We start from the raw sequence: 24,717 nt of genomic DNA, 5'->3' as shown, positions 1-24,717 counted from the left end.
TCGGGGTTGGTCGAATTCAAGGATCGTATCGTTGCCGGGTGCGGATGCTTCGTGGCTGGTCGCGCCCACGCGGCGGAGCCGCGAATCGATACCGCCCCGCGCCCCTTTAGGCCGGCAGAGTCGGCGGTGTTTTCGCGGGTACCGACTCCAGCGCCTCAAGTGCGATGCGTACCGCCTCCTCCAACTGGGGGTCGCGGCCCGCCGCGTGGTCCTGCGGGCGTTGCTCGACCTCCACGTCCGGGTCGACGCCGTGGTTCTCCACGCCCCACTCGTAACCCTCCAGCCAGAAGGCGTACTTCGGCTGGGTGACCAGGGTGCCGTCGACCAGGTGGTAGCGGGAGTCGATGCCCACGACGCCGCCCCAGGTGCGGGTGCCGACGACCGGGCCGAGGCCGAGCGCCTTGATCGCGGCGTTGACGATGTCGCCGTCGGAGCCGGAGAACTCGTTGGCGACGGCGACGACCGGGCCGCGCGGGGCGTCCTGCGGATAGCTGTAGGGCCGCATGCCGCGCGGGACGCCCCAGCCGACGATGCGGCGGGCCAGTTTCTCGACGACGAGCTGGGAGGTGTGGCCGCCGCGGTTCTCCCGGACGTCGACGACCAGGCCCTCGCGGGCGACCTCGACGGCCAGGTCGCGGTGGATCTGGGCCCAGCCGGGGGCCTGCATGTCGGGGACGTGCAGGTAGCCGAGCCGGCCGCCGGAGAGTTCGTGGACGCGGGCCCGGCGGTCGGCGACCCAGGCGTGGTAGCGCAGGGGTTCCTCGTCGGCGACGGGGACGACGACGGCGTGCCGGGGCTCGCCGCCGCCGGCGGGCAGGACGGTCAGCTCGACGGGTTTGCCGGCCGTGCCGACCAGGAGCGGGCCGGGGCCGGTGACCGGGTCGACCGGGCGGCCGGCCACCGCGACGACCGCGTCCCCGGCCCGGATGGCGACGCCGGGGGCGGCCAGCGGGGAGCGGGCGTGCGGGTCGGAGGTCTCCGAGGGCAGTACCCGGTCCACCCGCCAGCTGCCGTCCTGGTGCCGGGACAGGTCGGCGCCGAGCAGGCCCTGCCGGGCGCCGTGGCCGTGGCCGCCGCGCGGGACGACGTAGGCGTGCGAGGTGCCCAGTTCGCCCTGCACCTCCCAGAGGAGGTCGACCAGGTCGTCGTGGGTGGCGACGCGGTCCAGGACGGGGCGGTAGCGGTCGAGTACGCCGTCCCAGTCGACGCCGCTCATGTCGGGCCGCCAGAAGTGGTCCCGCATGACCCGGCCGGTCTCCTCGTACATCTGCCGCCACTCGGCGGCCGGATCGACGGTCGCCAGGACGCGGGAGAGGTCGACGGTGATGTTGGTGTCGCTGTCGTCGTCGCTGGAGGCACGGCGGTCGCTGGGGACGACCTTGAGGCGGCCGTCGGTCCACAGCAGGACGCGTTTGCCGTCGCCGCTGACGGTGAAGCGGTCGGCGTCCGAGGCGAGGTGCTCGACGCGCTGCTGGGCGAGGTCGTAGCGCTCCAGCTCGGTGCCCGGGTCGGGGTCCTCGGGGGTGGCCCGGGAGGCGCCGAGGACGCCGGTGACCGGGTGGCGCAGCCACAGCACGCCGTCCTTGGCGGCGCGCAGGCCGGAGTAGCGGGCCGCCTCCACCGGGAAGGGCACGATCCGGTCGGCGAGGCCGTCCAGGTCGACGCGGGTGGTGGGGGCGCCCTCGCTGTCGGGGGTCTCGTCCTTGTCGGCGGGGTCGAAGGGGCGGCCGTGGCGCTGCGGGCCGAACGGCGACGGGGTGGTCGCGGCCAGCGTGATCAGGTGCGGGCGGGTGCCCTCGACGAAGCCCAGGTCGAAGACGTGTTCGTCGTAGACCGGGTCGAAGGAGCGGGTGGACAGGAACGCCAGGTGCTTGCCGTCGAGGGTGAAGGCGGGGGCGTAGTCCTGGAAGCGCAGCGGGGTCGCCTCGGTGACCGTGAGGTCGGTGGTGTTGGCGAGTTTGAGCTGGGACAGCGGGCGCGGGCCGGGGTGGGACCAGGCCAGCCAGTTGGAGTCGGGCGAGAAGACCAGGCCCCGGGCGTCGCCGTCCTCGCTGCGGTCGACCTCGCGGACCTCGCCGGTGGCCCGCTCGACGAGCAGCACCCGGCCGTCGTGGGCGGCGACGGCGGCCTTGCTGCCGTCGGGGGCCATCGCGAGGCCGAGGACCCGGCCGAGCTGTCCGGCGGCGAGGCGGCGCGGGGTGGCGCCGGGCAGCAGGCCGGTGGCGGGCGCGAACTCCAGGGCGTCCTCGCCCTCCGCGTCGGTCACCCACACCACCCACTGCTCGCCGTCGGCGCGGAAGGCGCGCGGCAGCCTCGCCCGGACACCGGGGGTGACGGCCAGCGCGCGGGCGGGTCCGGCGCGGTGGGTGACCCAGTGCACGCCGCCGCGTACGGCGACGGCGCTGCCCCGGCCGGTGTGGTCGGGGGAGGCGGAGCCGAACCAGCGGGCGGCGTTGACCGGGTAGGGCTGGAGGTCGGCGCGGGAGCCGCCGAGCCGGATGTCGAGGCGGCGGGGCTCGGCGCCGTCCAGGTCGTCCAGCGTCCACAGCTCCCCGGCGCTGGAGTAGACGACCCGGGCGCCGTCGGTGGCCGCGTGCCGGGCGTAGAAACCGCCGAGGGGGGTGTGCCGGCGCAGGTCGGAGCCGTCGGCGAGGGAGGAGTAGAGCGCGCCGGTGCCCTCGTGGTCGCAGAGGAAGGCGAGCCGGTCGCCGACCCAGAACGGGTACTCGATGTTGCCGTCGAGGTTCTGGTGGACGCGGACGAACTCGCCGTCGCCCTCCCGGTCGATCCACAGCTTGCCGGCCGTGCCGCCCCGGTACCGCTTCCACCAGGCGGCCTCGCGGCCCATCGGCGCGGACAGCAGCACGGTGTGCGGGCCGAACGCGACGTCGCCGACCGGGCCGTACGGCAGGGTCTCGGCGGGGCCGCCGTCCAGCGGGACGGCGCGGGCCCAGCTGCGGCGCAGGCTGGCCTGGCCGTAGGTGCTGATGGCCAGCACCCGGCCGTCCGGCAGCCAGCCGCGCACCTGGGTGCGGTGGCTGCCCCAGTGGGTCAGCCGCCGGGACGGGCCGCCGTCGACCGGGGCGACGTGCACCTCGGGGGCGCCGTCCCGGGTGGAGGTCCAGGCGACGGTGGTGCCGTCCGGCGAGACGCGCGGCTGGGTGACGGGGGTGTTGTCGGCGCTGACCCGCCAGGCCCGTCCCCCGTCGAGGGGCGCGAGCCACACGTCGTCCTCGGCGGTGAAGGCGGTCAACTCGCCGTGCGGATGCGGAAACCGGAGGTAGGCAGGGGCTGCGGGCTGAGTCACCCCCTCACCCTAAGCAGCGGCGGCGGCGCCGGACAGCGGTTTGGATCACTTGCCCTCGGGCCAGCACTCGGGGCGGGTCTGGCAGTACACGGTCCTGGTGACGGTCACGGTGACGGTGGGTCCGCCGGGCCGGTACGTACTGGAGTCGCTCGTCGGGTTGTTCACCGGCGGGGTGGGGGTGGCGTCGCAGTCGCCCAGCCCGCTGACCCGGAACCGCTCCTTGCCGTCCACCTTCGCGGTGAGTTCGCCGCGCACGCAGGCGCCCTCGACGACGCGGGTGACGTGGCCGTCCACGGTGATGTCCTTGCCGTCGTCGGTCTGTCCCTCGCAGCTCACCTCGGCGACCGTCTCCTCGCTCGCCGAGGCGCTCGCTCCGGAGCCGTCGTAGGACGCGTTGCAGGTGATCCACTGCACGTTCGTGTCCCGTCGCTCCAGCTCGCGGGTGACCACCCCGTCGGTGGTGTACGCCACCGACGCGGAGTTCAGCCCGGCGGGATCGCACGCGACGACGCCACCGACGGCGACGACGACCGCTCCGGCCGCCAGCATCCCGCGCCGCCTCTGCCGAATACGCCTCAATGCCCCCATGCCGCTTCAGCCTGCCACCGTCCCGCGCCGGGCGGTAGAGCGCATACGGACACTCCGCACCACCCCGCTGGGCTCCGCACCCCCCGGGGTGACCGCGGGCGTCAGCCCCAGCGGCCGGTGCGGCCCAGCAGCAGGGCGGCGGCGGCCGTACCGGCCGTCGAGGTGCGCAGCACGGTCGGGCCGAGCAGGTACGGGCGGGCACCGGCCTGCGCGAAGAGGTCCAACTCCGCGGGGGCGACGCCGCCTTCGGGGCCGACGACCAGGACGATGTCGCCCTCGGTGGGGAGTTCGGCGGTGGCCAGCGGGAGGTCGCCGCTCTCGTGGAGTACGGCGGCGAAGTCGGCGGCCGCCAGCAGGGCGGCGACCTGCTTGGTCGTCGCCGCGTCCGCGACCTCGGGGAACCGGTCCCGGCGGGACTGCTTGCCGGCCTCCCGGGCCGTCGCCCGCCACTTGGCGAGCGCCTTCAGACCCCGGTCGCCCTTCCACTGGGTGATGCAGCGCGCCGCCGTCCACGGCACGATCGCGTCGACCCCGACCTCGGTCATCGTCTCCACCGCGAGTTCGCCCCGGTCGCCCTTGGGCAGCGCCTGGACGACGGTGATCCGGGGCTGCGGGGCGGGTTCCTCGACCACGGTGTGCAGTCCCGTGACGACCAGCCGGTCCTTGCCCTCGGCGGCCTTGACGACGCCCTGGGCCCAGTGGCCGCGCCCGTCGGTGAGGACGACCTCCTCGCCGGGCCGCAGCCGCTTCACGGAGACGGCGTGCCGCCCCTCGGGGCCGTCGAGGACGTACTCCCCGCCGGGAAGGTCGTCGAGGGAGCCGGCCACGAACACCGGTGCCGTCATCGGCCCGTACCTCCGGTCGCGTAGTGCGACAACGCTGTCCCGGCGGCGGTGAGTTCGGCCACCAGCACCTCGACCAGCTGCCCGGCGGTCAGGTCGCGGGCCATCCGGTGGCCCTGCCCCGCCCACAGCGCCAGGCCCTGTACGTCGCCCGCCTTGGCCGCCGCCTTGCGCAGCGGCGCGGTGAGGTGGTGGACGTCCGGGTAGGCGGCGGGGGCGTAGGGGCCGTGCTCGCGCAGGAAGCGGTTGACCAGGCCGCGGGCCGGGCGCCCGGAGAAGGCCCGGGTCAGTTCGGTGCGGACGAACAACGGGTTGGTCAGCGCCAGCTTGTGCAGGGCGTGCGCGCCGGACTCGGCGGTGGCGAGGAAGGCGGTGCCGAGCTGGGCCGCGCTCGCGCCGGCCGCGAGGACCGCGGCGATCTGGCCGCCGCGCATCAGGCCGCCGGCCGCGATGACCGGCAGGCTCACCGTCTCGCGGGTCTGGGCGAGCAACGACAGCAGGCCGATCCCGGAGCCGTCCGTCTCCGGGACGTCCCGGTGGGTGCCCTGGTGGCCGCCGGCCTCGACGCCCTGCGCGATCACCGCGTCTGCGCCGCACTCCTCGACCGCCCGGGCCTCCTCGGCGGTGGTGGCGGTCACCACGGCGAAGGTGCCCACCCGGTGCAGGGCGTCGACCACCTCGCGGGTGGGCGTGCCGAAGTGGAACGACACCACGGGTACCGGGTTGTCGAGGAGGACGGCGAGTTTCGTCTCGTAGCCGTCGTCGCGGCCGCTGTCCGGGTCGCCCAGTTCCGTCTCGTACCAGGCGGCCTCGCCGGCCAGCTGATGGGCGTAGACCCCGACGGCCGCGGGGTCGGCGGTCTCCGGCTGCGGCAGGAAGAGGTTGACCCCGAACGGGCGGCTCGTCAGGCTCCGCAGCTGCTTGATCTCCTGGTACATCCCGTCGGGCGTCTTGTACCCGGCGGCCAGGAAGCCGAGCCCGCCCGCCTCGCAGACGGCGGCGGCCAGCCGGGGCACGGAGACGCCGCCCGCCATCGGAGCCTGCACGATCGGATACGGGAAGAGATCGGTCAGCGCGGAGGACATGACCGCATGGTGCCATGTCCTCCGGACAGGACCGAATCCGACCTTCCGTCCCCGGACCGGGCCGCCTTGACCGGGAACCCGGACCCGTAGGGGAGCGGACTCACCGCCCGTACGGGAGTGGACTCACCGTCCGTTGAAGGCGTCCTTCAGCCGCGAGAACAGCCCCTGCTGGCCCGGCTGGAACTGCCCCTGCGGCCGTTCCTCGCCGCGCAGCTTGGCGAACTCGCGCAGCAGCCGCTCCTGGTCGGGGTCGAGCTTGCCCGGGGTCTGGACCTCGACGTGCACGATGAGGTCGCCCCGGCCGCCGCCGCGCAGGTGGGTCACGCCGCGGGCGTGCAGCGGGATCGACTGGCCCGACTGGGTGCCCGGCCGGATGTCGACCTCCTCCAGGCCGTCCAGCGTCTCCAGCGGCACCTTGGTGCCGAGGGCCGCCGCCGTCATCGGGAGGGTGACCGTGCAGTGCAGGTCGTCGCCCCGGCGCTGGAACTGGGAGTGCGGCAGCTCGTGGATCTCGACGTACAGGTCACCGGCGGGACCGCCGCCGGGGCCGACCTCGCCCTCGCCCGCGAGCTGGATGCGGGTGCCGTTGTCGACACCGGCCGGGATCTTCACCGTCAGCGTGCGGCGGGAGCGGATGCGGCCGTCGCCGGCGCACTCCGGGCACGGCGTGGGAACCACCGTGCCGAAGCCCTGGCACTGGGGGCAGGGCCGCGAGGTCATGACCTGGCCCAGGAAGGACCGGGTGACCTGGGAGACCTCACCGCGGCCCCGGCACATGTCACAGGTCTGGGCACTGGTGCCCGGCGCCGCGCCCTCGCCGTTGCAGGTGTTGCAGACCACGGCCGTGTCGACCTGGATGTCCTTGGTCGTGCCGAAGGCCGCCTCGTCCAGCTCCACCTCGATCCGGATCATCGCGTCCTGGCCGCGGCGGGTGCGCGAGCGCGGCCCGCGCTGCGACGCCGTGCCGAAGAACGCGTCCATGATGTCCGAGAAGTTCCCGAAGCCGCCCTGGCCGAAGCCGCCGGCCGCGCCGCCCGACTGGGACAGCGGGTCGCCGCCGAGGTCGTAGACCTGCTTCTTCTGCGGGTCCGAGAGCACCTCGTAGGCGGCGTTGATCTCCTTGAACCGCTCCTGCGTCTTCGGATCGGGGTTGACGTCCGGGTGCAGCTCGCGGGCGAGCCTCCTGAACGCCTTCTTGATCTCGTCCTGGGACGCGTCGCGGCGCACGCCGAGTACGGCGTAGTAGTCCGTGGCCACTTATGACTCCGCCAGGATCTGTCCGACGTACCGTGCCACTGCGCGTACCGCTCCCATCGTTCCCGGGTAGTCCATGCGGGTCGGTCCGACCACGCCGAGCTTGGCAACCGCCTCGCCGCCCGAACCGTAGCCCACCGACACGACGGACGTGGAGTTGAGTCCCTCATGGGCGTTCTCATGACCGATTCGCACGGTCACGCCCGGATCCTTCGCCTCGCCGAGCAGCTTGAGGAGCACCACCTGCTCCTCCAGCGCCTCCAGCACCGGCCGGATCACCAGGGGGAAGTCATGGCCGAAGCGGGTGAGATTGGCGGTGCCGCCGATCATCAGCCGCTCCTCGTTCTCCTCGACCAGCGTCTCCAGCAGGGTGGAGAGCACCGTCGCGACCGTACCGCGCTCCTCCGCGCCGAAGGCGTCGGGGAGGTCCTCGACGAGCGTCGGCACGTCCGTGAACCGGCGCCCCGCGACCCGGCTGTTGAGCCGGGCCCGCAGATCCGCCACCGAGGTCTCGCCGAACGGCGCCGGACAGTCCACCATGCGCTGCTCGACCCGCCCGGTGTCCGTGATCAGCACGAGCATCAGGCGCGCGGGCGCGAGCGGCAGCAGTTCCACGTGCCGCACGGTCGAGCGGGTCAGCGACGGGTACTGCACCACGGCGACCTGCCGGGTGAGCTGCGCGAGCAGCCGCACCGTACGGGCCACCACGTCGTCGAGGTCGACGGCGCCCTCCAGGAAGTTCTGGATGGCGCGCCGCTCGGGCGCGGTCATGGGCTTGACGCCGGCGAGCTTGTCGACGAAGAGCCGGTAGCCCTTGTCGGTGGGGATGCGCCCGGCGCTGGTGTGCGGCTGGGCGATGAACCCCTCCTCCTCCAGCGCCGCCATGTCGTTGCGCACGGTGGCCGGGGAGACGCCGAGGCTGTGCCGCTCGGTGAGGGCCTTGGAGCCGACCGGCTCCTCGGTGCCGACGTAGTCCTGGACGATGGCGCGCAGCACCTGAAGCCTGCGTTCACTGAGCATCGCGCACACCTCCCGATCACGTCCGCCCGTCTGCCCTGGCACTCAAAGCGTGCGAGTGCCAGACTTCCCCGGCCCAGTGTACGGCCGTGGGGTACACCCCCGGCAAGGCCGGGCCCGCGCTGCCGTCCGCGACAGGTGCGCACCGCTAGCGTCGCCGCCATGACGGTGACTTGGGAAGAGCTGGGATGGGAGCGGTTGGCGGCCGGGGTGGGGCGGTGCCGGCTGCCGGTGTGGGACTGCACGGCCGGGCTGGTGGTCGGCGGGGACGCGGCGCTGGTGATCGACGCCGGGTCGAGTCCGGGCGAGGGCGCGCGGCTGCGCGCCGAGGCGGAGCGGCTGGCCGGTCACCGTGTGACGCATCTCGCGCTGACCCATGCCCACTTCGACCACGTCTTCGGCGCGGCGGCGTTCGCGGGGGCGCAGGTGTACGGCGCGGTGGGCGTCGACGCGGTGCTCGGCGAGGGGCGGGAGGCGCTGCGGGCGGACGCGACCGCCAACGGGCTGGACCGGCGCCGGGCGCGGGAGGCGGTGGACGCCCTCGTGTCCGTCCGGCACCAGGTGAGCGGTGAGTGGACGCTCGACCTGGGCGGCGGCCGGCAGGTGCTGCTGGCGAACGTGGGTCCCGGGCACACCGCCCATGACCTGGCGGTGCTGGTGCCGGGCAGTCCGGAGGTGGTCTTCTGCGGGGACCTGGTGGAGGAGTCCGGGCCGCCGCAGACCGGGCCCGACGCGCTCCCCGGGCACTGGCCGGACGCCCTGGACCGGCTGCTCGCGCTGGGCGGCGAGGACGCACGGTACGTGCCCGGTCACGGGGCCGTGGTGGACGCGGAGTTCGTGCGGGCCCAGCGGGACGCGCTGGCGGCGCGGTTCGGCGTGTCGCGCTGATCGGGTCCGTGGCGTTCCTCGTATCGTCAGCGGAATGCGCCAGTACTCCGCCGATCTCACTCCCCCGTGGAAGAAGCCGCGGCCGGTGCCCGAGGTGCCGGCCGATCCGGGCCTGGTGGTCGAGGAGCCCGGTAGCGGGTTCTGCGGCGCGGTGACCGGCTGCGAGGCGGGCACGGTGACGCTGGAGGACCGCTTCGGCAAGCGCCGGGTGTTCCCGCTGGAGCCGCGCGGGTTCCTGCTGGAGGGCCGGGTGGTGACGCTGGTCCGGCCGTCCTCGCCGGGTCCGGTACGGCCGTCCCGTACGGCGTCCGGTTCGGTCGCCGTGCCCGGCGCGCGGGCCCGGGTGGCCCGGGCCGGGCGGATCTACGTCGAGGGCCGGCACGACGCCGAGCTGGTCGAGAAGGTGTGGGGCGACGACCTGCGGGTCGAGGGCGTGGTCGTGGAGTACCTGGGGGGCGTGGACGACCTGCCGTCGATCGTCGACGAGTTCGCGCCGGGTCCGGACGCCCGGCTGGGGGTGCTGGTGGACCACCTCGTGCCGGGGTCGAAGGAGTGGCGCATCGCCGAGTCGGTGACCAGTGACCACGCGCTGGTGGTCGGCCATCCGTACATCGACATCTGGGAGGCCGTGAAACCGGCCGCGGTGGGGATCGCAGCGTGGCCCCGGGTGCCGCGCGGTCAGGACTGGAAGACGGGGGTGTGCCGGGCGCTGGGCTGGCCGGCGGAGAACACGGGGGCGGTGTGGCAGGCGATCCTGGCCCGGGTGGGGTCCTACCGGGACCTGGAGCCGGAGCTGCTGGGGCGGGTGGAGGAACTGATCGACTTCGTCACGGGCAGCGGTGCGGCCTGACGCCGGTCGAAACCAGGTCAGGGGCCGAACTGGCATTCCGACGTGATGCGCCCGCCCGAGTGATCAGTCCACCAAATCCCTGACCACCCCGTCCGCCAGCAGCCGCCCGCGCAGCGTCAGCGCCGCGCGGCCCGCGTCGTACGGCCCCGCCTGGAGCAGTCCGTCCGACAGCGCCCGGCGCGCGGCCGCGCGGCCCTCCGGTCGCAGGAGGGAGAGCGGGACGCCCTCGCGCAGCCGCAGTTCCAGCAGGATCCGCTCGACGCGGCGGTCCTCGTCGGTGAGGAGTTCCCGCCCGGCGCCCGGGGAGCCGCCCCGCGCCAGCGCCGCCGCGTAGGCGCCGGGGTGCTTGACGTTCCACCAGCGCACGCCGCCCACGTGGGAGTGGGCGCCGGGGCCCGCGCCCCACCAGTCGGCGCCCCGCCAGTACAGCTCGTTGTGCAGGCAGCGGGCGGCGTCGGAGGTGGCCCAGTTGGACACCTCGTACCAGTCGAAGCCGGCCGCGGCGAGGGTCTCCTCGGTGATCAGGTACCGGTCGGCGTGCACGTCGTCGTCGGTCGGCGGGACCTCGCCGCGGCGGATCCGGCGGGCCAGCTGGGTACCCTCCTCGACGATCAGCGCGTACGCGGAGACGTGGTCGGGTCCGGCGCCGAGCGCGGCGTCCAGGGAGGCCCGCCAGTCGTCGTCGGACTCGCCGGGGGTGCCGTAGATCAGGTCGAGGTTGACGTGCTCGAAGCCGGCCGCGCGGGCCTCGGCGACGCAGGCCTCGGGGCGGCCCGGGGTGTGCGTGCGGTCGAGGATCTTCAGTACGTGCTGTCTGGCACTCTGCATGCCGAAGGAGATCCGGTTGAAGCCGCCCTCGCGGAGGGTGGCCAGATAGGCCGGGTCGACGGACTCCGGGTTGGCCTCGGTGGTGATCTCCGCGTCCGGCGCGAGACCGAACTCGTCGCGGATCGCGTCCAGCATCCGTACCAGGTCGGCGGCTGCCAGCAGGGTGGGGGTGCCGCCGCCGACGAAGACCGTGCGGACCTCGCGGGGGTCGTCGCCGAGCACCTTGCGGGCGAGGCGGACCTCGTCGGTGAGGGTGTCGGCGTAGTTGTCGCGGGAGGCGAGGACGCCGCCGGTGCCGCGCAGCTCGGTGGCGGTGTAGGTGTTGAAGTCGCAGTAGCCGCAGCGGGTCGCGCAGTACGGCACGTGCAGGTAGAAGCCGAGGGGGCGGTGCGCGGCCCCGGCGAGCGCGGACGCGGGCAGCGCACCGTCGGCGGGGACGGGCTCGCCGTCGGGGAGTGCGGAGGGCATGGGCTCCATTGTCCCGCACGGTGGGAGGTGGGCGGGGCGGGGCCGGGCGGAGCGGGGCCGGTGTTCCTACTCGGCCTGGAGGACCAGCAGCGCCAGGTCGTCCTCCGGGGGACCGTCGCCGAACTCGTGCACCAGGCGTCTGACGCGCTCGGCGATCAGCTGGGCGTCCAGGCCCGCGCACCCGGCGAGCGCGGCGGCGAGGCCGTCTTCGTCGTCGAACTGGCGGGAGCCGTTGCGCCGCTCGGTGACGCCGTCCGTGACGCACAGCAGGCTGTCGCCGGAGCACAGGTCGAAGTCCTCGCTGACGTACGTCTCCTCCTCCACCACCCCGAGCAGCGTCTGCGGCTCGGCGACCGTGCGGACGGCGCCGTCGGGGGCCAGCAGCAGCGGCAGCGGGTGTCCGGCGGAGGCCAGGGTGCAGTGCACTCCGCCGCGGAACGGGACCAGTTCGCCGTACAGGAGCGAGAGGAAGCGGGTCTGCGGGCCCTCGCCCGGGCCGATCGGCTGGCCGCCGGCCGCCACCAGGGCCCGCGCCGCGGCGTCCGCGGCCTCGATGGCGTCGTCCAGGAGCAGCTGGTTGAGGCGGTCCAGGACGCCGGCGACGCCGTACCCCTCGCGGGCCAGCAGCCGCAGCCAGGGCCGGGCCAGGCCGATGACCACGGCGGCCTCCGGCCCCTTGCCCTGGACGTCGCCGACGGCGAAGCACCAGCGGCCGTCGCCGGCCGGGAAGAGGTCGTAGAAGTCGCCGCTGGGGCCGCCCTTGTCCCGGGGTTCGTAGACCAGGGCGCTGCGCATCCCGGGGATCTCGGCGACGGCGCCGGGCAGCAGGCCGCGCTGCAGGACGGCGCTGATGGTGGCCTGCCGGGCGTACTGGCGGGCGGTGCCGATGGCGAGCGCGACGCGGCGGCCGAGGTCCTCGACGAGGCCGGTGATCTCGTCGGGGAAGCGCACGGTGCCGGCCCGGCCGATGACCAGGGTGCCCACCGGCCGGCCGGCCGCGACCAGCCGGTAGGCCAGTGCCGCGCCCCAGGTGCCGCGCGGGCCGAGCGCGTCGCCCGGCCAGGGGTGGGCGACCGGCCCGGACCGCCAGGGGTCGGGCGGGCGCGGCGGGTCCTTCTCCAGGGCCTGCCGCAACTCCTCGATGCGGTTCTCGCTGCCGTGCCAGACCCGGGCCAGCCGGACGCCGATCGAGGTGACGCCGTCGTTCCAGTCGGCGCGGCCCAGCGACTCGTCCTCCAGCCAGACCGCGCACCAGTCGGCGAGCCGGGGCACGACGAGCTGTCCGGCCAGGGAGGCGATCTTCTCCTCGTCGAGCTGCCCGGCCAGCAGGTCGGACGCCTCGGCGAGGAAGGACAGCGCGCCGCGCCCCAGCCACTGCCGGTCCCGGACGGCCCGCCGGCCGGCACCGGCACCCTCCGCCTGCCGGGTCCGATCCGGGTCCTGGGCGTTCTGGGCCCGCTCCGGGGCCTGGGCCTTCTCCGTCCCTTCGGCCCGCTCCGGGGCCTGTGTCCGCTCCGTGTCCTGGGCGCGCTCCGGGTCCTGGGCGCGCTCCGGAGCCTGTGTCCGCTCCGTCTCCCGGGCCCTCTCCGGGTCCTGGGCACGCTCCGGGGCCTGGGCCCTCTCCGTCCCTTCGGCCCGCTCCGTACCCTCTGCCCTCTCCGCCCCGTCTGCCCGGCCGGTTTCGGTCGTCTCTTCAACCCCGCCCGTTTCGGGCGGGGCTTCCGTCCGGTCGCCCTCCCCCGCGCCGCGCCGCTCCGCCGGTGTGCCGCCCGCGACCCGTCGGACCCACTGCTTCGCCGAGTCCCACGGCCCCCTCGGCTCCCGGTCCACGGCCGCAGCCGCCGCCCCGAGCACCGGATCCGCCACCCGAGCCGCTCCGGCCGGCCCCGCGCCCGCGCCGGCGCCCGCGCCCGCGCTCGTGCTCGTGCTCGTGCTCGTGCTCGCCCCGAGGATCTCCGCGACCCGCAGTCCCCGTTCCAGGGCGCGTTCCTCGGCGTACGCCTCGATCCGCTCGGCGACGGCGATCGCGTCGCCGTCCGGGGGGCAGCCGGGCCCAGACGGTCTTGACGCCGGTGCGGTACGTGATCCCCCAGGCCTCGGAGAGCGCGGCGACCAGCCGCAGCCCGCGGCCGTACTCGGGCGTCTCGGACGAGGACTCGGCGTCGGTGCTGCGGGGCGCGCGGGCGGGATGGCGGTCGGAGATCTCGACGACGAGCGTGCCCGTCGGCTCCAGCCGGAAGGCCACCCCGACGTCGGTGCCGGCGTGCACCACGGCGTTGGTGGCCAGTTCGCTGATGACCAGCAGCGCGTCGTCGGCGTGCCGGTCGGTCAGGTACTCGGTGCCGGGCCGGGCCGCCTCGGTCCAGTCGGTGAGCGCCACCCGTACCAGCGCCCGGGCCGCGCCCGGCGCGAGGGAGGTCCCGGGCAGATCGGCGAAGACCTGCGCGGACGTCTCCGACGGGTGCGCGGACCCCCCGGTGGCACGGGAGAAGGTCTCCCGTTGCGTCGGAATGGCCCCCATGTACAGCTCCCCGGGCAGTTCGTACGAATACGCCGCAGTTGATGCCGACAGAGTGACAGACTGACCCCGCCCATAAGCGTCGAGTCACCGAAGTGGGCCGCCATGAGTGAGAACCGTGCTACATCCGCGCGCCCCGGTGTGCGCCCCGGAGGCTCCGCGGAACCGGCGGACGACCGGATCCGGGTCTCCGAACTGCGCCCCCTGCTCGCCGCCATGATCGCCACCCGGGACGGCAGCGTCACCGAGGTCGCGGAGCCGGGCCACGGGATCGTCGCGGAGCTGTTCGCGGTCTACAACCAGATCATGGCCCGCGACCTGCACTTCAACACCGAGGTACGGCGGGTCGGACGGGAACTGGTGCGGCACGGCCGGCTGGACGAGCGGTTGTCCGCCAGCCCGGGGCAGGGCTGCTGGACGTCCCGGGTGAGCGACGTCAACCAGTTGCTGGACGCCCTGGTGGCCCCGGCGGCCAACGCCACCCGGGTGCTGGACGCGGTGGCCGGCGGTGATCTGACCCAGCGGGTCGATCTGCACGACGGCACCCGGCAGTTGCGCGGCGACCTGCGGCATCTGGGCCGGGCCGTCAACACGATGGTGGACCAGCTGTCGCTGTTCACCGGCGAGGTGACCCGGGTCGCGCGCGAGGTCGGCACCGAGGGGCGGCTCGGCGGCCGGGCCAAGGTGCGCGGGCTGTCGGGCAGTTGGCGGGATGTGACCGAGGCCGTCAACACGATGGCGTCCCGGCTGACCGCGCAGGTGCGGGACATCGCGGCGGTGACCACGGCGGTGGCCCGCGGCGACCTGACCCGCACGGTGACGGTCGAGGCGACCGGCGAACTGCTGGAGCTGAAGCTGACCGTCAACACCATGGTCGATCAGCTGTCCGCCTTCGCCGACGAGGTGACCCGGGTCGCCCGCGAGGTCGGCACCAAGGGGCAACTGGGCGGTCAGGCACAGGTCAGAGGGGTCTCCGGGGTCTGGAAGGACCTCACCGACAACGTCAACTTCATGGCGTCCAACCTCACCTCCCAGGTACGGAACATCGCGCAGGTGACGACCGCCGTCGCCAACGGCGACCTGAGTCAGAAGATCACGGTCGACGCGCAGGGCGAGATCCTGGAGCTGAAGTCGACCATCAACACCATGGTCGACCAGCTGTCCGCCTTCGCCGACGAGGTGACCCGGGTCGCCCGCGAGGTCGGCACGGAAGGCAACCTCGGCGGCCGGGCGCAGGTCAGAGGAGTGTCGGGGGTCTGGAAAGACCTCACCGACAACGTCAACTTCATGGCCGACAACCTCACCTCCCAGGTGCGCAACATCGCCGCCGTCTCCACCGCCGTCGCGCAGGGCGACCTCGGCAAGAAGATCACCGTGGAGGCGAAGGGCGAGATCCTGGAGCTGAAGTCGACCATCAACACCATGGTCGACCAGCTCTCCGCCTTCGCCGACGAAGTGACCCGGGTCGCCCGCGAGGTCGGCACGGAAGGCAACCTGGGTGGACAGGCACAGGTCAGAGGGGTCTCCGGAGTCTGGAAAGACCTCACCGACAACGTCAACTTCATGGCGCTGAATCTCACCTCGCAGGTGCGCAACATCGCGCAGGTGACGACGGCCGTCGCCAACGGGGACCTGTCGAAGAAAATCACGGTCGACGCCCGCGGCGAGATCCTGGAACTGAAGGACACCGTCAACACGATGGTGGAGCAACTGCGGGCGTTCGCCGACGAGGTGACCCGGGTGGCCCGCGAGGTGGGCACCGACGGGCGGCTCGGCGGCCGGGCCCAGGTGCGGGGCGCGTCCGGGGTGTGGCGGGACCTCACCGACAACGTCAACTTCATGGCCGACAACCTCACCTCCCAGGTGCGCAACATCGCCCAGGTGGCGACCGCCGTGGCGCAGGGCGACCTGTCCCGGAAGATCGACGTGGACGCGCGCGGCGAGATCCTGGAGCTGAAGACGACCATCAACACGATGGTGGACACGCTGTCGTCGTTCTCCTCCGAGGTGACCCGGGTGGCCCGGGAGGTCGGCAGCGAGGGGCAGCTCGGCGGGCAGGCCCGGGTGGAGGGCGTGTACGGCACCTGGAAGCGGCTGACGACCAACGTGAACGAACTGGCGTCCAACCTGACCACCCAGGTCCGGGCGATCGCCGAGGTGGCCTCGGCGGTGGCGCAGGGCGACATGTCCCGGTCGATCACGGTGGCGACCCGCGGCGAGGTCGCGGAGCTGAAGGACAACATCAACCTGATGGTGGCCAACCTGCGCGAGACCACCCGCGCCAAGGACTGGCTGGAGTCGAACCTGGCCCGGCTGGCCTCGCTGATGCAGGGCCACCGGGACCTGATGGAGGTCGCGGACCTGATCCTGCGCGAGCTGACGCCGCTGGTGAACGCCCAGTACGGGGCGTTCTACCTGGCCGACCCGGAGGAGGTCGGCGCGGGGCCGCGGACGACCGTACCGGCCAAGGGGCTGGCGTTCGTCGCCGGGTACGGGGCGGCGCAGGGGGCGACCGTGGAGACCGGCGCGCTGCCGGTGCACGGGCTGGTGGCGCAGGCGGCCCGGGAGAAGAAGCGGATCCTGGTGGAGGGCGCGCCGCCCGACTACATCAAGATCAACAGCGGGCTCGGGGAGGCCGCCCCGACCACCATCGTGATCATTCCGATCCTGTTCGAGGACGAACTGCTCGGTGTGGTCGAACTGGCCTCCTTCTCCCGCTTCTCCGACGTGCACCTGGCGTTCTTCGACCAGTTCGTCAACACGATCGGTGTGGCGATCAACACGATCATCGCCAACTCCCGCACCGAGTCCCTGCTCGGCGAGTCCCAGCGGCTGGCCATGCAGCTCCAGGAGCGCTCCGACGAACTCCAGAAGCAGCAGGCGGAGCTGCGCCGCTCCAACGCCGAACTGGGCGAGAAGGCCGCTCTGCTGGCCACCAGCTCCCAGTACAAGTCGGAGTTCCTGGCCAACATGTCGCACGAGCTGCGCACCCCGCTGAACTCGCTCCTGATCCTGGCCCGGCTGCTCTCCGACAACCCGGACGGCCATCTGTCCGAGCAGGAGGTGCAGTTCGCGACGACGATCCACCGCTCCGGCTCCGACCTGCTCCAGCTGATCAACGACATCCTGGACCTGTCGAAGATCGAGGCCGGCCGGATGGACGTACGGCCCAAGCGGCTGCCGCTGATCAAGCTGCTCGACTACGTGCACGCCACGTTCCGCCCGCTCACCCTGGACCGGCGGCTCGCCTTCGAGGTGGCGGTCGGCGAGGACGTACCGCGCGAGATGCACTCCGACGAGCAGCGGCTCCAGCAGATCCTGCGCAACCTGCTCTCCAACGCGATCAAGTTCACCGCGGCCGGCAAGGTCGAACTGCGGGTGGCCCGGACCGCCGACGTCGACACGCACCGGATCGCGGACGCCGGCGAGGTGATCGCCTTCACCGTCTCGGACACCGGCATAGGCATCGCGCCGGAGAAACTCCCGGTGATCTTCGAGGCGTTCCAGCAGGCCGACGGCACCACCAACCGCAAGTACGGCGGCACCGGCCTCGGGCTGTCCATCAGCCGGGAGATAGCCCGCCTGCTCGGCGGCCGGATCGTGGCCGAGAGCGAGCCGGGCCGGGGCTCGACCTTCACCCTGTACGTCCCGGTCGTCACCCCTGGACACCCGGCCACCGACGCCGCCGCCGTCACCCCCGCGGCCCCCGCCGACCGCGCCGCGGCAGTGTCGCGGCGGCACCTCCCCGAGGGTGCCGCCACGGCCGCCGAGCCGTTTCCGGCCGAACCGTTTTCGGCTGAACCGTTTTCGGCCGGATCGGAGGCGGACGACAGCTGGCCGGCGCCGGCCAAGCTGGAGACCTGGACCTCGGGCCGGGCGGGCCGGGTGCTGGCCGGGCGGCGAGTACTGATCGTGGACGACGACATCCGCAACGTCTTCGCCCTCACCCATGTGCTGGGCCGGGTCGGCATGCCCGTGCTGTACGCGGAGAACGGCCGCGAGGGCGTGGAGACCCTGGACCGCCACCCCGACGTCGCCCTGGTCCTGATGGACATCATGATGCCAGAGATGGACGGGTACGAGACGATAGCCGCCATCCGCCGCACCCCGCGCTGGGCCGCGCTGCCGATCGTGGCGCTCACCGCCAAGGCGATGCCCGGCGACCGGGAGAAGTCCATCGGCCGCGGCGCCAACGACTACGTCCCCAAGCCGGTCGACGTCGACCAGTTGCTCACCGTCGTGTGCGCCCTGCTGGACCCCGAGAACCCGGACGGCGACGCACACCGGACAGAACCTAGTGAGGCACAGTCACCATGAGCGCCGAGGCAACGAGCGACGAACGCGCCGGAATCCTCCTGGTCGACGACATGGAGGACAATCTGATCGCCCTGGAGGCCGTCCTGGGGTCCCTCAACGAACCCCTGGTGCGGGCCCGGTCCGGCGAGGAGGCGATGAAGGCACTGCTGCGCCGGCGGTTCGCGCTGATCCTGCTCGACGTCCGGATGCCGGGCATGGACGGCTTCGAGACGGCCGCCAACATCAAACGGCTCGACCAGACGAAAGACGTCCCGATCATCTTCCTGACCGGCACCGAGGACGACTCCGGCTACGCGTTCCGGGGCTACGCCACCGGGGCCGCCGACTACCTCGCCAAGCCCTTCGACCCCTGGGTGCTGCGCGCGAAGGTCAGCGTCTTCCTCGACCTGCACCGCAAGAACCGCCAGCTGGAACGGATGCTCGCGCGCGAACGCACCGGCTACGCGGCGCTCGAGGCCCGGCTGGCGGAACTGGAGGCCCACCTGGACGGGGACACCCCGCCGGACGTACCGGAACTGCGCCGGCACCTGCGGGCACTGCGGCACCTGATAGGGCGGGGCGGACACCGGCCGTGAGACCGCCGGTGCGGGGGGCGAGTCCCGCACCGGCTTGTCTCAGACCGCGCGTCCCGTCTCAGACCGCTGGTCTCGTCCCGTCCTGGACCTCTCGTTCCGGCTCAGTCCTCGCGGGTCCCCGCGTACATCTCCTCGATCAGGTTCTTGTACTCCCGCTCCACCACCGGCCGCTTCAGCTTCAGGCTCGGGGTGATCTCCCCGTGCTCGATGTCCAGGTCGCGCGGCAGCAGCCGGAACTTCTTGACGGTCTGCCAGCGCTGGAGGCCCTGGTTGAGCTGGTCCACGTAGCCCTGGACCATCCCGACCGTCGCCGGGGCCGCGACGACCTCCGCGTACGGCTTGCCCGCCAGGCCGTTCTCCTTCGCCCACTCCATGAGCGCGGGCTCGTCGAGGGCGATCAGGGCGGTGCAGAAGTTCCGGTCGGCGCCGTGCACGAGGATGTTGGAGACGTACGGGCACACCGCCTTGAACTGGCCCTCCACCTCGGCGGGCGCGATGTACTTGCCGCCGGACGTCTTGATCAGGTCCTTCTTGCGGTCGGTGATCCGCAGATAGCCGTCGGGCGAGAGCTCACCGATGTCGCCGGTGTGGAACCAGCCGTCCGGTTCGAGCACCTCGGCGGTCTTCTCGGGCAGCTTGTGGTAGCCCTGCATGATGCCGGGGCCGCGCAGCAGGATCTCCCCGTCGTCCGCGATCCGCACCTCGGTGCCGGGCAGCGGCTTGCCGACCGTGCCGGTGCGGTAGGCCTCGCCCGGGTTGACGAAGGACGCGGCGGAGGACTCGGTCAGGCCGTAGCCCTCCAGGATGTGCACGCCGGCCCCGGAGAAGAAGTAGCCGATGTCGGGTGCGAGGGCGGCGCTGCCGGAGACGCAGGCGCGCAGGTTGCCGCCGAACGCCTCGCGGATCTTGGCGTAGACGAGACCGTCGGCCACCTTGTGCCTGGCGCTGAGGCCGAGGGGGGCGCTCGCGGTGCCGGTGCGGCGGAAGTTGTCCTGGGTGACCTTGGCGTACTCGCGGGCCACCTCGGCGGCCCACTGGAAGATCTTGTACTTGGCGGCGCCGCCGGCCTTCGCCTTGGCCGCGACCCCGTTGTAGACCTTCTCGAAGATGCGCGGCACGGCCGCCATGTACGTCGGCCGCACCACCGGCAGATTCTCGATGATCTTGTCGACCCGCCCGTCGACGGCGGTCACGTGCCCGGCCTCGATCTGCCCGGAGGTGAGCACCTTGCCGAAGACGTGCGCGAGCGGCAGCCACAGGTACTGCACGTCCTCGCCGCTGATCAAGCCGGTCGCGGTGGTCGCCTTGGCCATGTACGACCAGCAGTCGTGCGGCAGCCGCACGCCCTTGGGGCGGCCGGTGGTGCCGGAGGTGTAGATCAGGGTGGCGAGCTGGTCCTTGGTGAGCGCGCCGACCCGCTTCGTGATCAGGTCCGGGTCCTGCGCCAGCCGGGCCGCGCCCCGGCGCTCCAGCTCGTCCAGGGTGAGGATCCAGTCCTCGGCGGTGTCCGCGCCGGCCGGGTCGATCACCACGGCGTGGGTCAGGTCGGGCAGCTCGCCGCGCTTCTCCCGCGCCTTGGCGAGCTGGGCGGCGTCCTCCGCGACCAGCACCCGGCTCTCGGAGTCGGCGAGGATGTACGCCGACTCGTCGGCGTTGGTCTGCGGATAGACGGTGGTGGTCGCCGCGCCCGCGCACATGATGCCGAGGTCGACGAGGATCCACTCGATCCGGGTGGCCGAAGCCAGCGCCACCCGCTGCTCCGGCTCCACCCCCAGCTCGATCAGGCCGGCCGCGATGGCGTGCACCCGCTCGGCGGCCTGTGCCCAGGTCAGCGACTTCCAGTCGGCCGGCCCCACGCCCGAGGCGGGCGGTACGGGATAGCGGTAGGCCTCGGCGTCCGGCGTGGCCGCCACGCGCTCCAGGAAGAGCCCCGCCACGGACGGCGGACGGTTCTCGATCAGTGTCTGTGTGTCGCTCACGACATCCTCCGGGCCCGCGACGGTGCGGCTGGCTCTCTGCGGCTGGCTTCACGGCTGCTTCTCACTCGCGAGCCGTTGTTTAACTCGCGAGTAACTATGGAGCAGGGATCAGAGTAAGGCCCGACCGGCTGGTATGTAAGGGCCCGCACCCTGTCATTTCCTTCAGACAACGGTCACACACATACACAAAGGCCCGTCGCACTTTCGTGCGACGGGCCCCTTGTGTCCGTTTCCGCGGTTACTTCTTGCCCTTGCCCGATCCCGCGCTGTCATCGCTGGAGAGGACGGCGATGAAGGCCTCCTGGGGAACCTCCACGGAACCCACCATCTTCATCCGCTTCTTGCCTTCCTTCTGCTTCTCCAGCAGCTTCCGCTTGCGGGAGATGTCACCGCCGTAGCACTTGGCGAGGACGTCCTTGCGGATGGCGCGGATGGTCTCGCGGGCGATGACCCGGGAGCCGATGGCCGCCTGGATCGGCACCTCGAAGGCCTGGCGCGGGATCAGCTCGCGCAGCTTGGCGACGAGCCGCACGCCGTACGCGTACGCCGCGTCCTTGTGGGTGATCGCCGAGAAGGCGTCCACCTTGTCGCCGTGCAGCAGGATGTCGACCTTGACCAGGGAGGACGTCTGCTCACCGGTGGGCTCGTAGTCCAGCGAGGCGTAGCCGCGGGTCTTCGACTTCAGCTGGTCGAAGAAGTCGAAGACGATCTCCGCGAGGGGCAGGGTGTAGCGGATCTCGACGCGGTCCTCGGAGAGGTAGTCCATGCCGAGCAGGGTGCCGCGCCGGGTCTGACACAGCTCCATGATCGAGCCGATGAACTCGGTCGGCGCGAGGATGGTGGCCCGCACGACCGGCTCGTAGACCTCGTTGATCTTCCCCTCGGGGAACTCGCTCGGGTTGGTGACGGTGTGCTCGGTGCCGTCCTCCATGACCACCCGGTAGACCACGTTCGGCGCGGTGGCGATCAGGTCGAGGCCGAACTCGCGCTCCAGCCGCTCCCGGATCACGTCCAGGTGCAGCAGGCCGAGGAAGCCGACGCGGAAGCCGAAGCCGAGGGCGGCGGACGTCTCCGGCTCGTAGACCAGGGCGGCGTCGTTGAGCTGGAGCTTGTCCAGCGCCTCGCGCAGCTCCGGGTAGTCCGACCCGTCCAGCGGATACAGCCCGGAGAACACCATCGGCTTCGGGTCCTTGTACCCGCCGAGCGCGTCCGTGGCGCCCTTGTGCTGGCTGGTGACGGTGTCACCGACCTTGGACTGGCGGACGTCCTTCACGCCGGTGATGAGATAGCCCACCTCGCCGACGCCGAGGCCGTCGGCGCCCAGCATCTCGGGCGAGTTGGTGCCGATCTCCAGCAGCTCGTGGGTGGCGTTGGTGGACATCATCCGGATCCGCTCACGCTTGTTGAGCTGGCCGTCGATGACCCGGACGTACGTCACGACGCCCCGGTAGGAGTCGTAGACCGAGTCGAAGATCATCGCGCGGGCGGGGGCGTCGGCGACGCCGACCGGGGCGGGGATCTCGGCGACCACCTTGTCCAGGAGCGCCTCGACACCGAGCCCGGTCTTCGCGGAGACCTTCAGCACGTCGGCGGGGTCGCAGCCGACCAGGTTGGCGAGCTCCTCGGCGAACTTCTCGGGCTGCGCGGCCGGCAGGTCGATCTTGTTCAGGACGGGGATGATCGTGAGGTCGTTCTCCATCGCCAGGTAGAGGTTGGCGAGGGTCTGGGCCTCGATGCCCTGGGCGGCGTCGACCAGCAGGATCGTCCCCTCGCACGCGGCGAGCGACCTGGACACCTCGTAGGTGAAGTCGACGTGCCCCGGGGTGTCGATCATGTTGAGGATGTGCGTGTCGTTCTTGTCGTGGGTGGGAGCCCACGGCAGACGCACCGCCTGAGACTTGATCGTGATGCCGCGCTCGCGCTCGATGTCCATGCGGTCGAGGTACTGGGCGCGCATCTGCCGCTGCTCGACCACACCGGTCAGCTGGAGCATCCGGTCGGCGAGCGTGGACTTGCCGTGGTCGATGTGCGCGATGATGCAGAAGTTGCGGATCAGCGCCGGGTCGGTACGGCTCGGCTCGGGCACATGGCTGGGGATCGCGGGCACGCAGGGTCCTGATTCTTGAGGCGTCCGCAGTGTCTGCGGTCTCGGGTCGGATCGATACGTAGCTTCCATCGTCCCACGGGCGGGGACCGCTGGACGGTCTGGGAGGGGTCGGGGGCGGGTTTGGGGACGCGGATGGGCCGCTGGTAGTGTGGGGGGCTGTGTCTCTTGCCCTCTCAGCGCGAGACACGACTTCTGGAAAATCACCGGTACGGGACCTGCGGGCCCCGTGCCTGAACCTGTAGAGGCTCATTCGTGGCGAACATCAAGTCCCAGATCAAGCGGATCAAGACCAACGAGAAGGCCCGGCTGCGCAACAAGGCCGTCAAGTCCTCCCTGAAGACCGCGATCCGCAAGGCCCGCGAGGCCGCTGCCGCGGGTGACGTCGAGAAGGCCACCGAGTACCAGCGCGTCGCCGCGCGTCAGCTCGACAAGGCCGTCTCCAAGGGCGTCATCCACAAGAACCAGGCCGCCAACAAGAAGTCGGCGCTGGCGCAGAAGGTCGCCGCCGTCAAGGGCTGAACCCTTTATCTGGTCTGACCGCCGGACGGACCCAGAGCGGGCCCTCTCTCATCCGCTCCCGCCCGGCACCCCGAGCCCGCACGCGGCCTGCGTTCGCCACGCGGGTGTGGGCTCACCCTTAAGCGTGACCCGAGGCCCCGCTCGTTCTGGATTCCAGACGGGCGGGGCTTCGGTGCGTTTCAGTCCGGCTGGGGGCACCCCCGCTTCCCTTCCCGTCTACCGTCCCCGCGACCGCGCCGCCCGCGCGATCACCACGACCGCCTTCTCCAACGCGTACCCGGCATCGTCCCCCCCGCCCTTGACCCCCGCGTCCGCGTCGGCCACCGCCCGCAGCGCCACCGCCACCCCGTCCGGCGTCCACCCGCGCATCTGCTGCCGCACCCGGTCGATCTTCCACGGCGGCATGCCCAGCTCCCGGGCGAGGTCGGCCGGCCGGCCGCCACGCGCCGAGGACAGCTTCCCGATCGCCCGCACGCCTTGCGCCAGCGCACTGGTGATCAGTACCGGCGCCACCCCCGTGGCCAGCGACCACCGCAACGCCTCCAGCGCCTCCGCGGTCCGCCCCTCCACCGCCCGGTCCGCGACCGTGAAGCTGGACGCCTCGGCCCGCCCGGTGTAGTACCGCCCGACCACCGCCTCGTCGATCGTCCCCTCGACGTCCGCGACCAGCTGGGACACCGCCGACGCCAGCTCCCGCAGATCGCTCCCGATCGCGTCCACCAGTGCCTGGCACGCCTCGGGCGTCGCCGACCGCCCGGTGGTACGGAACTCACCGCGCACGAAGGCCAGCCGGTCCGCCGGCTTCGTCATCTTCGGGCACGCCACCTCCCGCGCCCCCGCCTTGCGCGCCGCGTCCAGCAGCCCCTTGCCCTTGGCCCCGCCCGCGTGCAGCAGGACCAGGGTGATCTCCTCCACCGGCGCGCCGAGGTAACCCTTGACGTCCTTGACCGTGTCGGCGGACAGGTCCTGCGCATTGCGTACGACCACGACCTTGCGCTCGGCGAAGAGCGACGGACTGGTCAGCTCGGCGAGCGTGCCGGGCTGCAACTGGTCCGAAGTGAGATCGCGTACGTCCGTGTCGGCGTCGGCGGCCTTCGCGGCGGCCACCACCTCCCGCACGGCACGGTCGAGCAGCAGGTCCTCCTGGCCCACGGCAAGCGTCACGGGGGCGAGAGGGTCGTCGTTCGCACTCTTCCTGGCCATCGCGACAAGCATCGCACGCGGCACTGACAACGCGTCCGCCGCGACCGCCCCTACCGGACGGCTACGGCTCCTCCCGCCAGCCGTCCCACCGAGCGGCGAACTCGTCCAGTTCCCCGGCGTCCAGCCGCCGCTCCTCGTCCCGCAGGACGACGAGCCACTGGGCGTCCTCGGCGTCGTCCTCCCCGGCCAGCGCGTCCCGGACGAGCCGCGGTTCCTCGGTGACACCGAACCGCTCCCCGAGCGCCTCCGCCGCCTCCTCGGCCGCGTCACGGTCGGGCAGCACCAGCACATGTCTCACGTCACTCACGCCGGACATTGTCCGACACCGGCCGACTGTCCGGCCGGGCGGCCGGCCACTGCCCGGCCGCCGGG

General features: G+C 72.5%; 17 protein-coding genes and 1 pseudogene. 5 read left to right on the top strand and 13 right to left on the bottom strand.

The annotated features are described in order from the left end of the window. Window positions 1-106: 106 nt before the first annotated feature. The 6 genes from AB0G32_RS25340 to hrcA form a co-directional block, all read right to left on the bottom strand. A complete protein-coding gene (locus AB0G32_RS25340; RefSeq protein ID WP_361167505.1) occupies window positions 107-3,307 on the bottom strand; it encodes a S41 family peptidase in 3,201 nt (1,066 codons plus the stop codon). Window positions 3,308-3,352: 45 nt separating this feature from the next. Further along, the gene (locus tag AB0G32_RS25335) at window positions 3,353-3,856 is read right to left on the bottom strand and encodes a hypothetical protein (protein WP_361167502.1); all 504 of its coding nucleotides are present in this window, start codon (window positions 3,854-3,856) and stop codon (window positions 3,353-3,355) included. A 140-nt stretch (window positions 3,857-3,996) separates the two neighbouring features. Beyond that, complete coding sequence (locus AB0G32_RS25330) at window positions 3,997-4,740, bottom strand: 16S rRNA (uracil(1498)-N(3))-methyltransferase (protein WP_361167499.1); 744 nt, start codon at window positions 4,738-4,740, stop codon at window positions 3,997-3,999. After that, on the bottom strand, window positions 4,737-5,822 hold the full coding sequence (locus AB0G32_RS25325) for a nitronate monooxygenase (RefSeq protein WP_361167496.1): 1,086 nt from the start codon (window positions 5,820-5,822) through the stop codon (window positions 4,737-4,739). Before AB0G32_RS25325 ends, AB0G32_RS25330 begins: the two co-directional genes overlap by 4 nt. Before the next feature lie 123 nt (window positions 5,823-5,945). Next, window positions 5,946-7,079, bottom strand: a complete 1,134-nt coding sequence (gene dnaJ / locus AB0G32_RS25320; RefSeq protein ID WP_361167493.1) for a molecular chaperone DnaJ — start codon at window positions 7,077-7,079, stop codon at window positions 5,946-5,948. After that, window positions 7,080-8,096 carry a heat-inducible transcriptional repressor HrcA gene (gene hrcA, locus AB0G32_RS25315; protein WP_361167490.1) on the bottom strand — a complete coding sequence of 339 codons (1,017 nt, stop codon included), beginning with the start codon at window positions 8,094-8,096 and terminating at the stop codon, window positions 7,080-7,082. It lies immediately after the preceding gene. A gap of 159 nt (window positions 8,097-8,255) precedes the next feature. On the opposite strand from hrcA, the gene AB0G32_RS25310 reads away from it, so the two are divergent. After that, a complete protein-coding gene (locus AB0G32_RS25310) occupies window positions 8,256-8,981 on the top strand; it encodes an MBL fold metallo-hydrolase (RefSeq protein WP_361167487.1) in 726 nt (241 codons plus the stop codon). Between the two features lie 34 nt (window positions 8,982-9,015). Then, entirely contained in the window at window positions 9,016-9,831 is an 816-nt protein-coding gene (locus AB0G32_RS25305) for a DUF3097 domain-containing protein (RefSeq protein ID WP_361167484.1), read from the top strand. Window positions 9,832-9,894: 63 nt separating this feature from the next. On the opposite strand, the gene hemW is transcribed toward AB0G32_RS25305, so the two are convergent. The 3 genes and pseudogenes from hemW to AB0G32_RS25290 all read right to left on the bottom strand — a co-directional run. Further along, window positions 9,895-11,127: a radical SAM family heme chaperone HemW gene (gene hemW / locus AB0G32_RS25300; RefSeq protein WP_361167481.1), complete on the bottom strand. Its 1,233-nt coding sequence runs from the start codon at window positions 11,125-11,127 to the stop codon at window positions 9,895-9,897. Window positions 11,128-11,193: 66 nt separating this feature from the next. Next, the gene (locus AB0G32_RS25295; RefSeq protein WP_361167627.1) at window positions 11,194-12,993 is read right to left on the bottom strand and encodes a SpoIIE family protein phosphatase; all 1,800 of its coding nucleotides are present in this window, start codon (window positions 12,991-12,993) and stop codon (window positions 11,194-11,196) included. Between the two features lie 81 nt (window positions 12,994-13,074). Then, window positions 13,075-13,648, bottom strand: a pseudogene (locus tag AB0G32_RS25290) (ATP-binding protein); the annotation flags it as partial. Between the two features lie 213 nt (window positions 13,649-13,861). Between AB0G32_RS25290 and AB0G32_RS25285 the strand changes: the two are divergent. Together AB0G32_RS25285 and AB0G32_RS25280 are read left to right on the top strand one after the other, a co-directional pair. Continuing rightward, entirely contained in the window at window positions 13,862-17,962 is a 4,101-nt protein-coding gene (locus tag AB0G32_RS25285) for a HAMP domain-containing protein (protein WP_361167624.1), read from the top strand. Next, window positions 17,959-18,537: a response regulator gene (locus AB0G32_RS25280; RefSeq protein WP_361167478.1), complete on the top strand. Its 579-nt coding sequence runs from the start codon at window positions 17,959-17,961 to the stop codon at window positions 18,535-18,537. The genes AB0G32_RS25285 and AB0G32_RS25280 overlap by 4 nt, the downstream gene beginning before the upstream one ends. Window positions 18,538-18,638: 101 nt before the next feature. Here the strand turns inward: AB0G32_RS25280 and AB0G32_RS25275 are convergent, their stop codons facing one another. Next, window positions 18,639-20,516 (bottom strand): AMP-dependent synthetase/ligase, encoded by a 1,878-nt coding sequence (locus AB0G32_RS25275; protein WP_361167475.1) that lies wholly within the window; start codon window positions 20,514-20,516, stop codon window positions 18,639-18,641. A gap of 238 nt (window positions 20,517-20,754) precedes the next feature. Continuing rightward, window positions 20,755-22,623 carry a translation elongation factor 4 gene (lepA, locus tag AB0G32_RS25270; protein WP_361167472.1) on the bottom strand — a complete coding sequence of 623 codons (1,869 nt, stop codon included), beginning with the start codon at window positions 22,621-22,623 and terminating at the stop codon, window positions 20,755-20,757. A gap of 252 nt (window positions 22,624-22,875) precedes the next feature. On the opposite strand from lepA, the gene rpsT reads away from it, so the two are divergent. Continuing rightward, a complete protein-coding gene (rpsT, locus tag AB0G32_RS25265) occupies window positions 22,876-23,142 on the top strand; it encodes a 30S ribosomal protein S20 (protein ID WP_332887458.1) in 267 nt (88 codons plus the stop codon). Between the two features lie 216 nt (window positions 23,143-23,358). Here rpsT and holA read toward each other — a convergent pair whose 3' ends face one another. Both holA and AB0G32_RS25255 read right to left on the bottom strand, forming a co-directional pair. Further along, window positions 23,359-24,345 (bottom strand): DNA polymerase III subunit delta, encoded by a 987-nt coding sequence (gene holA, locus AB0G32_RS25260; protein ID WP_361167469.1) that lies wholly within the window; start codon window positions 24,343-24,345, stop codon window positions 23,359-23,361. Window positions 24,346-24,406: 61 nt separating this feature from the next. Further along, window positions 24,407-24,652, bottom strand: a complete 246-nt coding sequence (locus AB0G32_RS25255; protein WP_361167466.1) for a hypothetical protein — start codon at window positions 24,650-24,652, stop codon at window positions 24,407-24,409. Between the last annotated feature and the right edge of the window lie 65 nt (window positions 24,653-24,717).

It is taken from the genome of Streptomyces sp. NPDC023723, assembly GCF_040639815.1.
Classification (GTDB): Bacteria; Actinomycetota; Actinomycetes; order Streptomycetales; family Streptomycetaceae; genus Streptomyces.
This window is presented reverse-complemented; position numbering and strand designations above follow the sequence as displayed.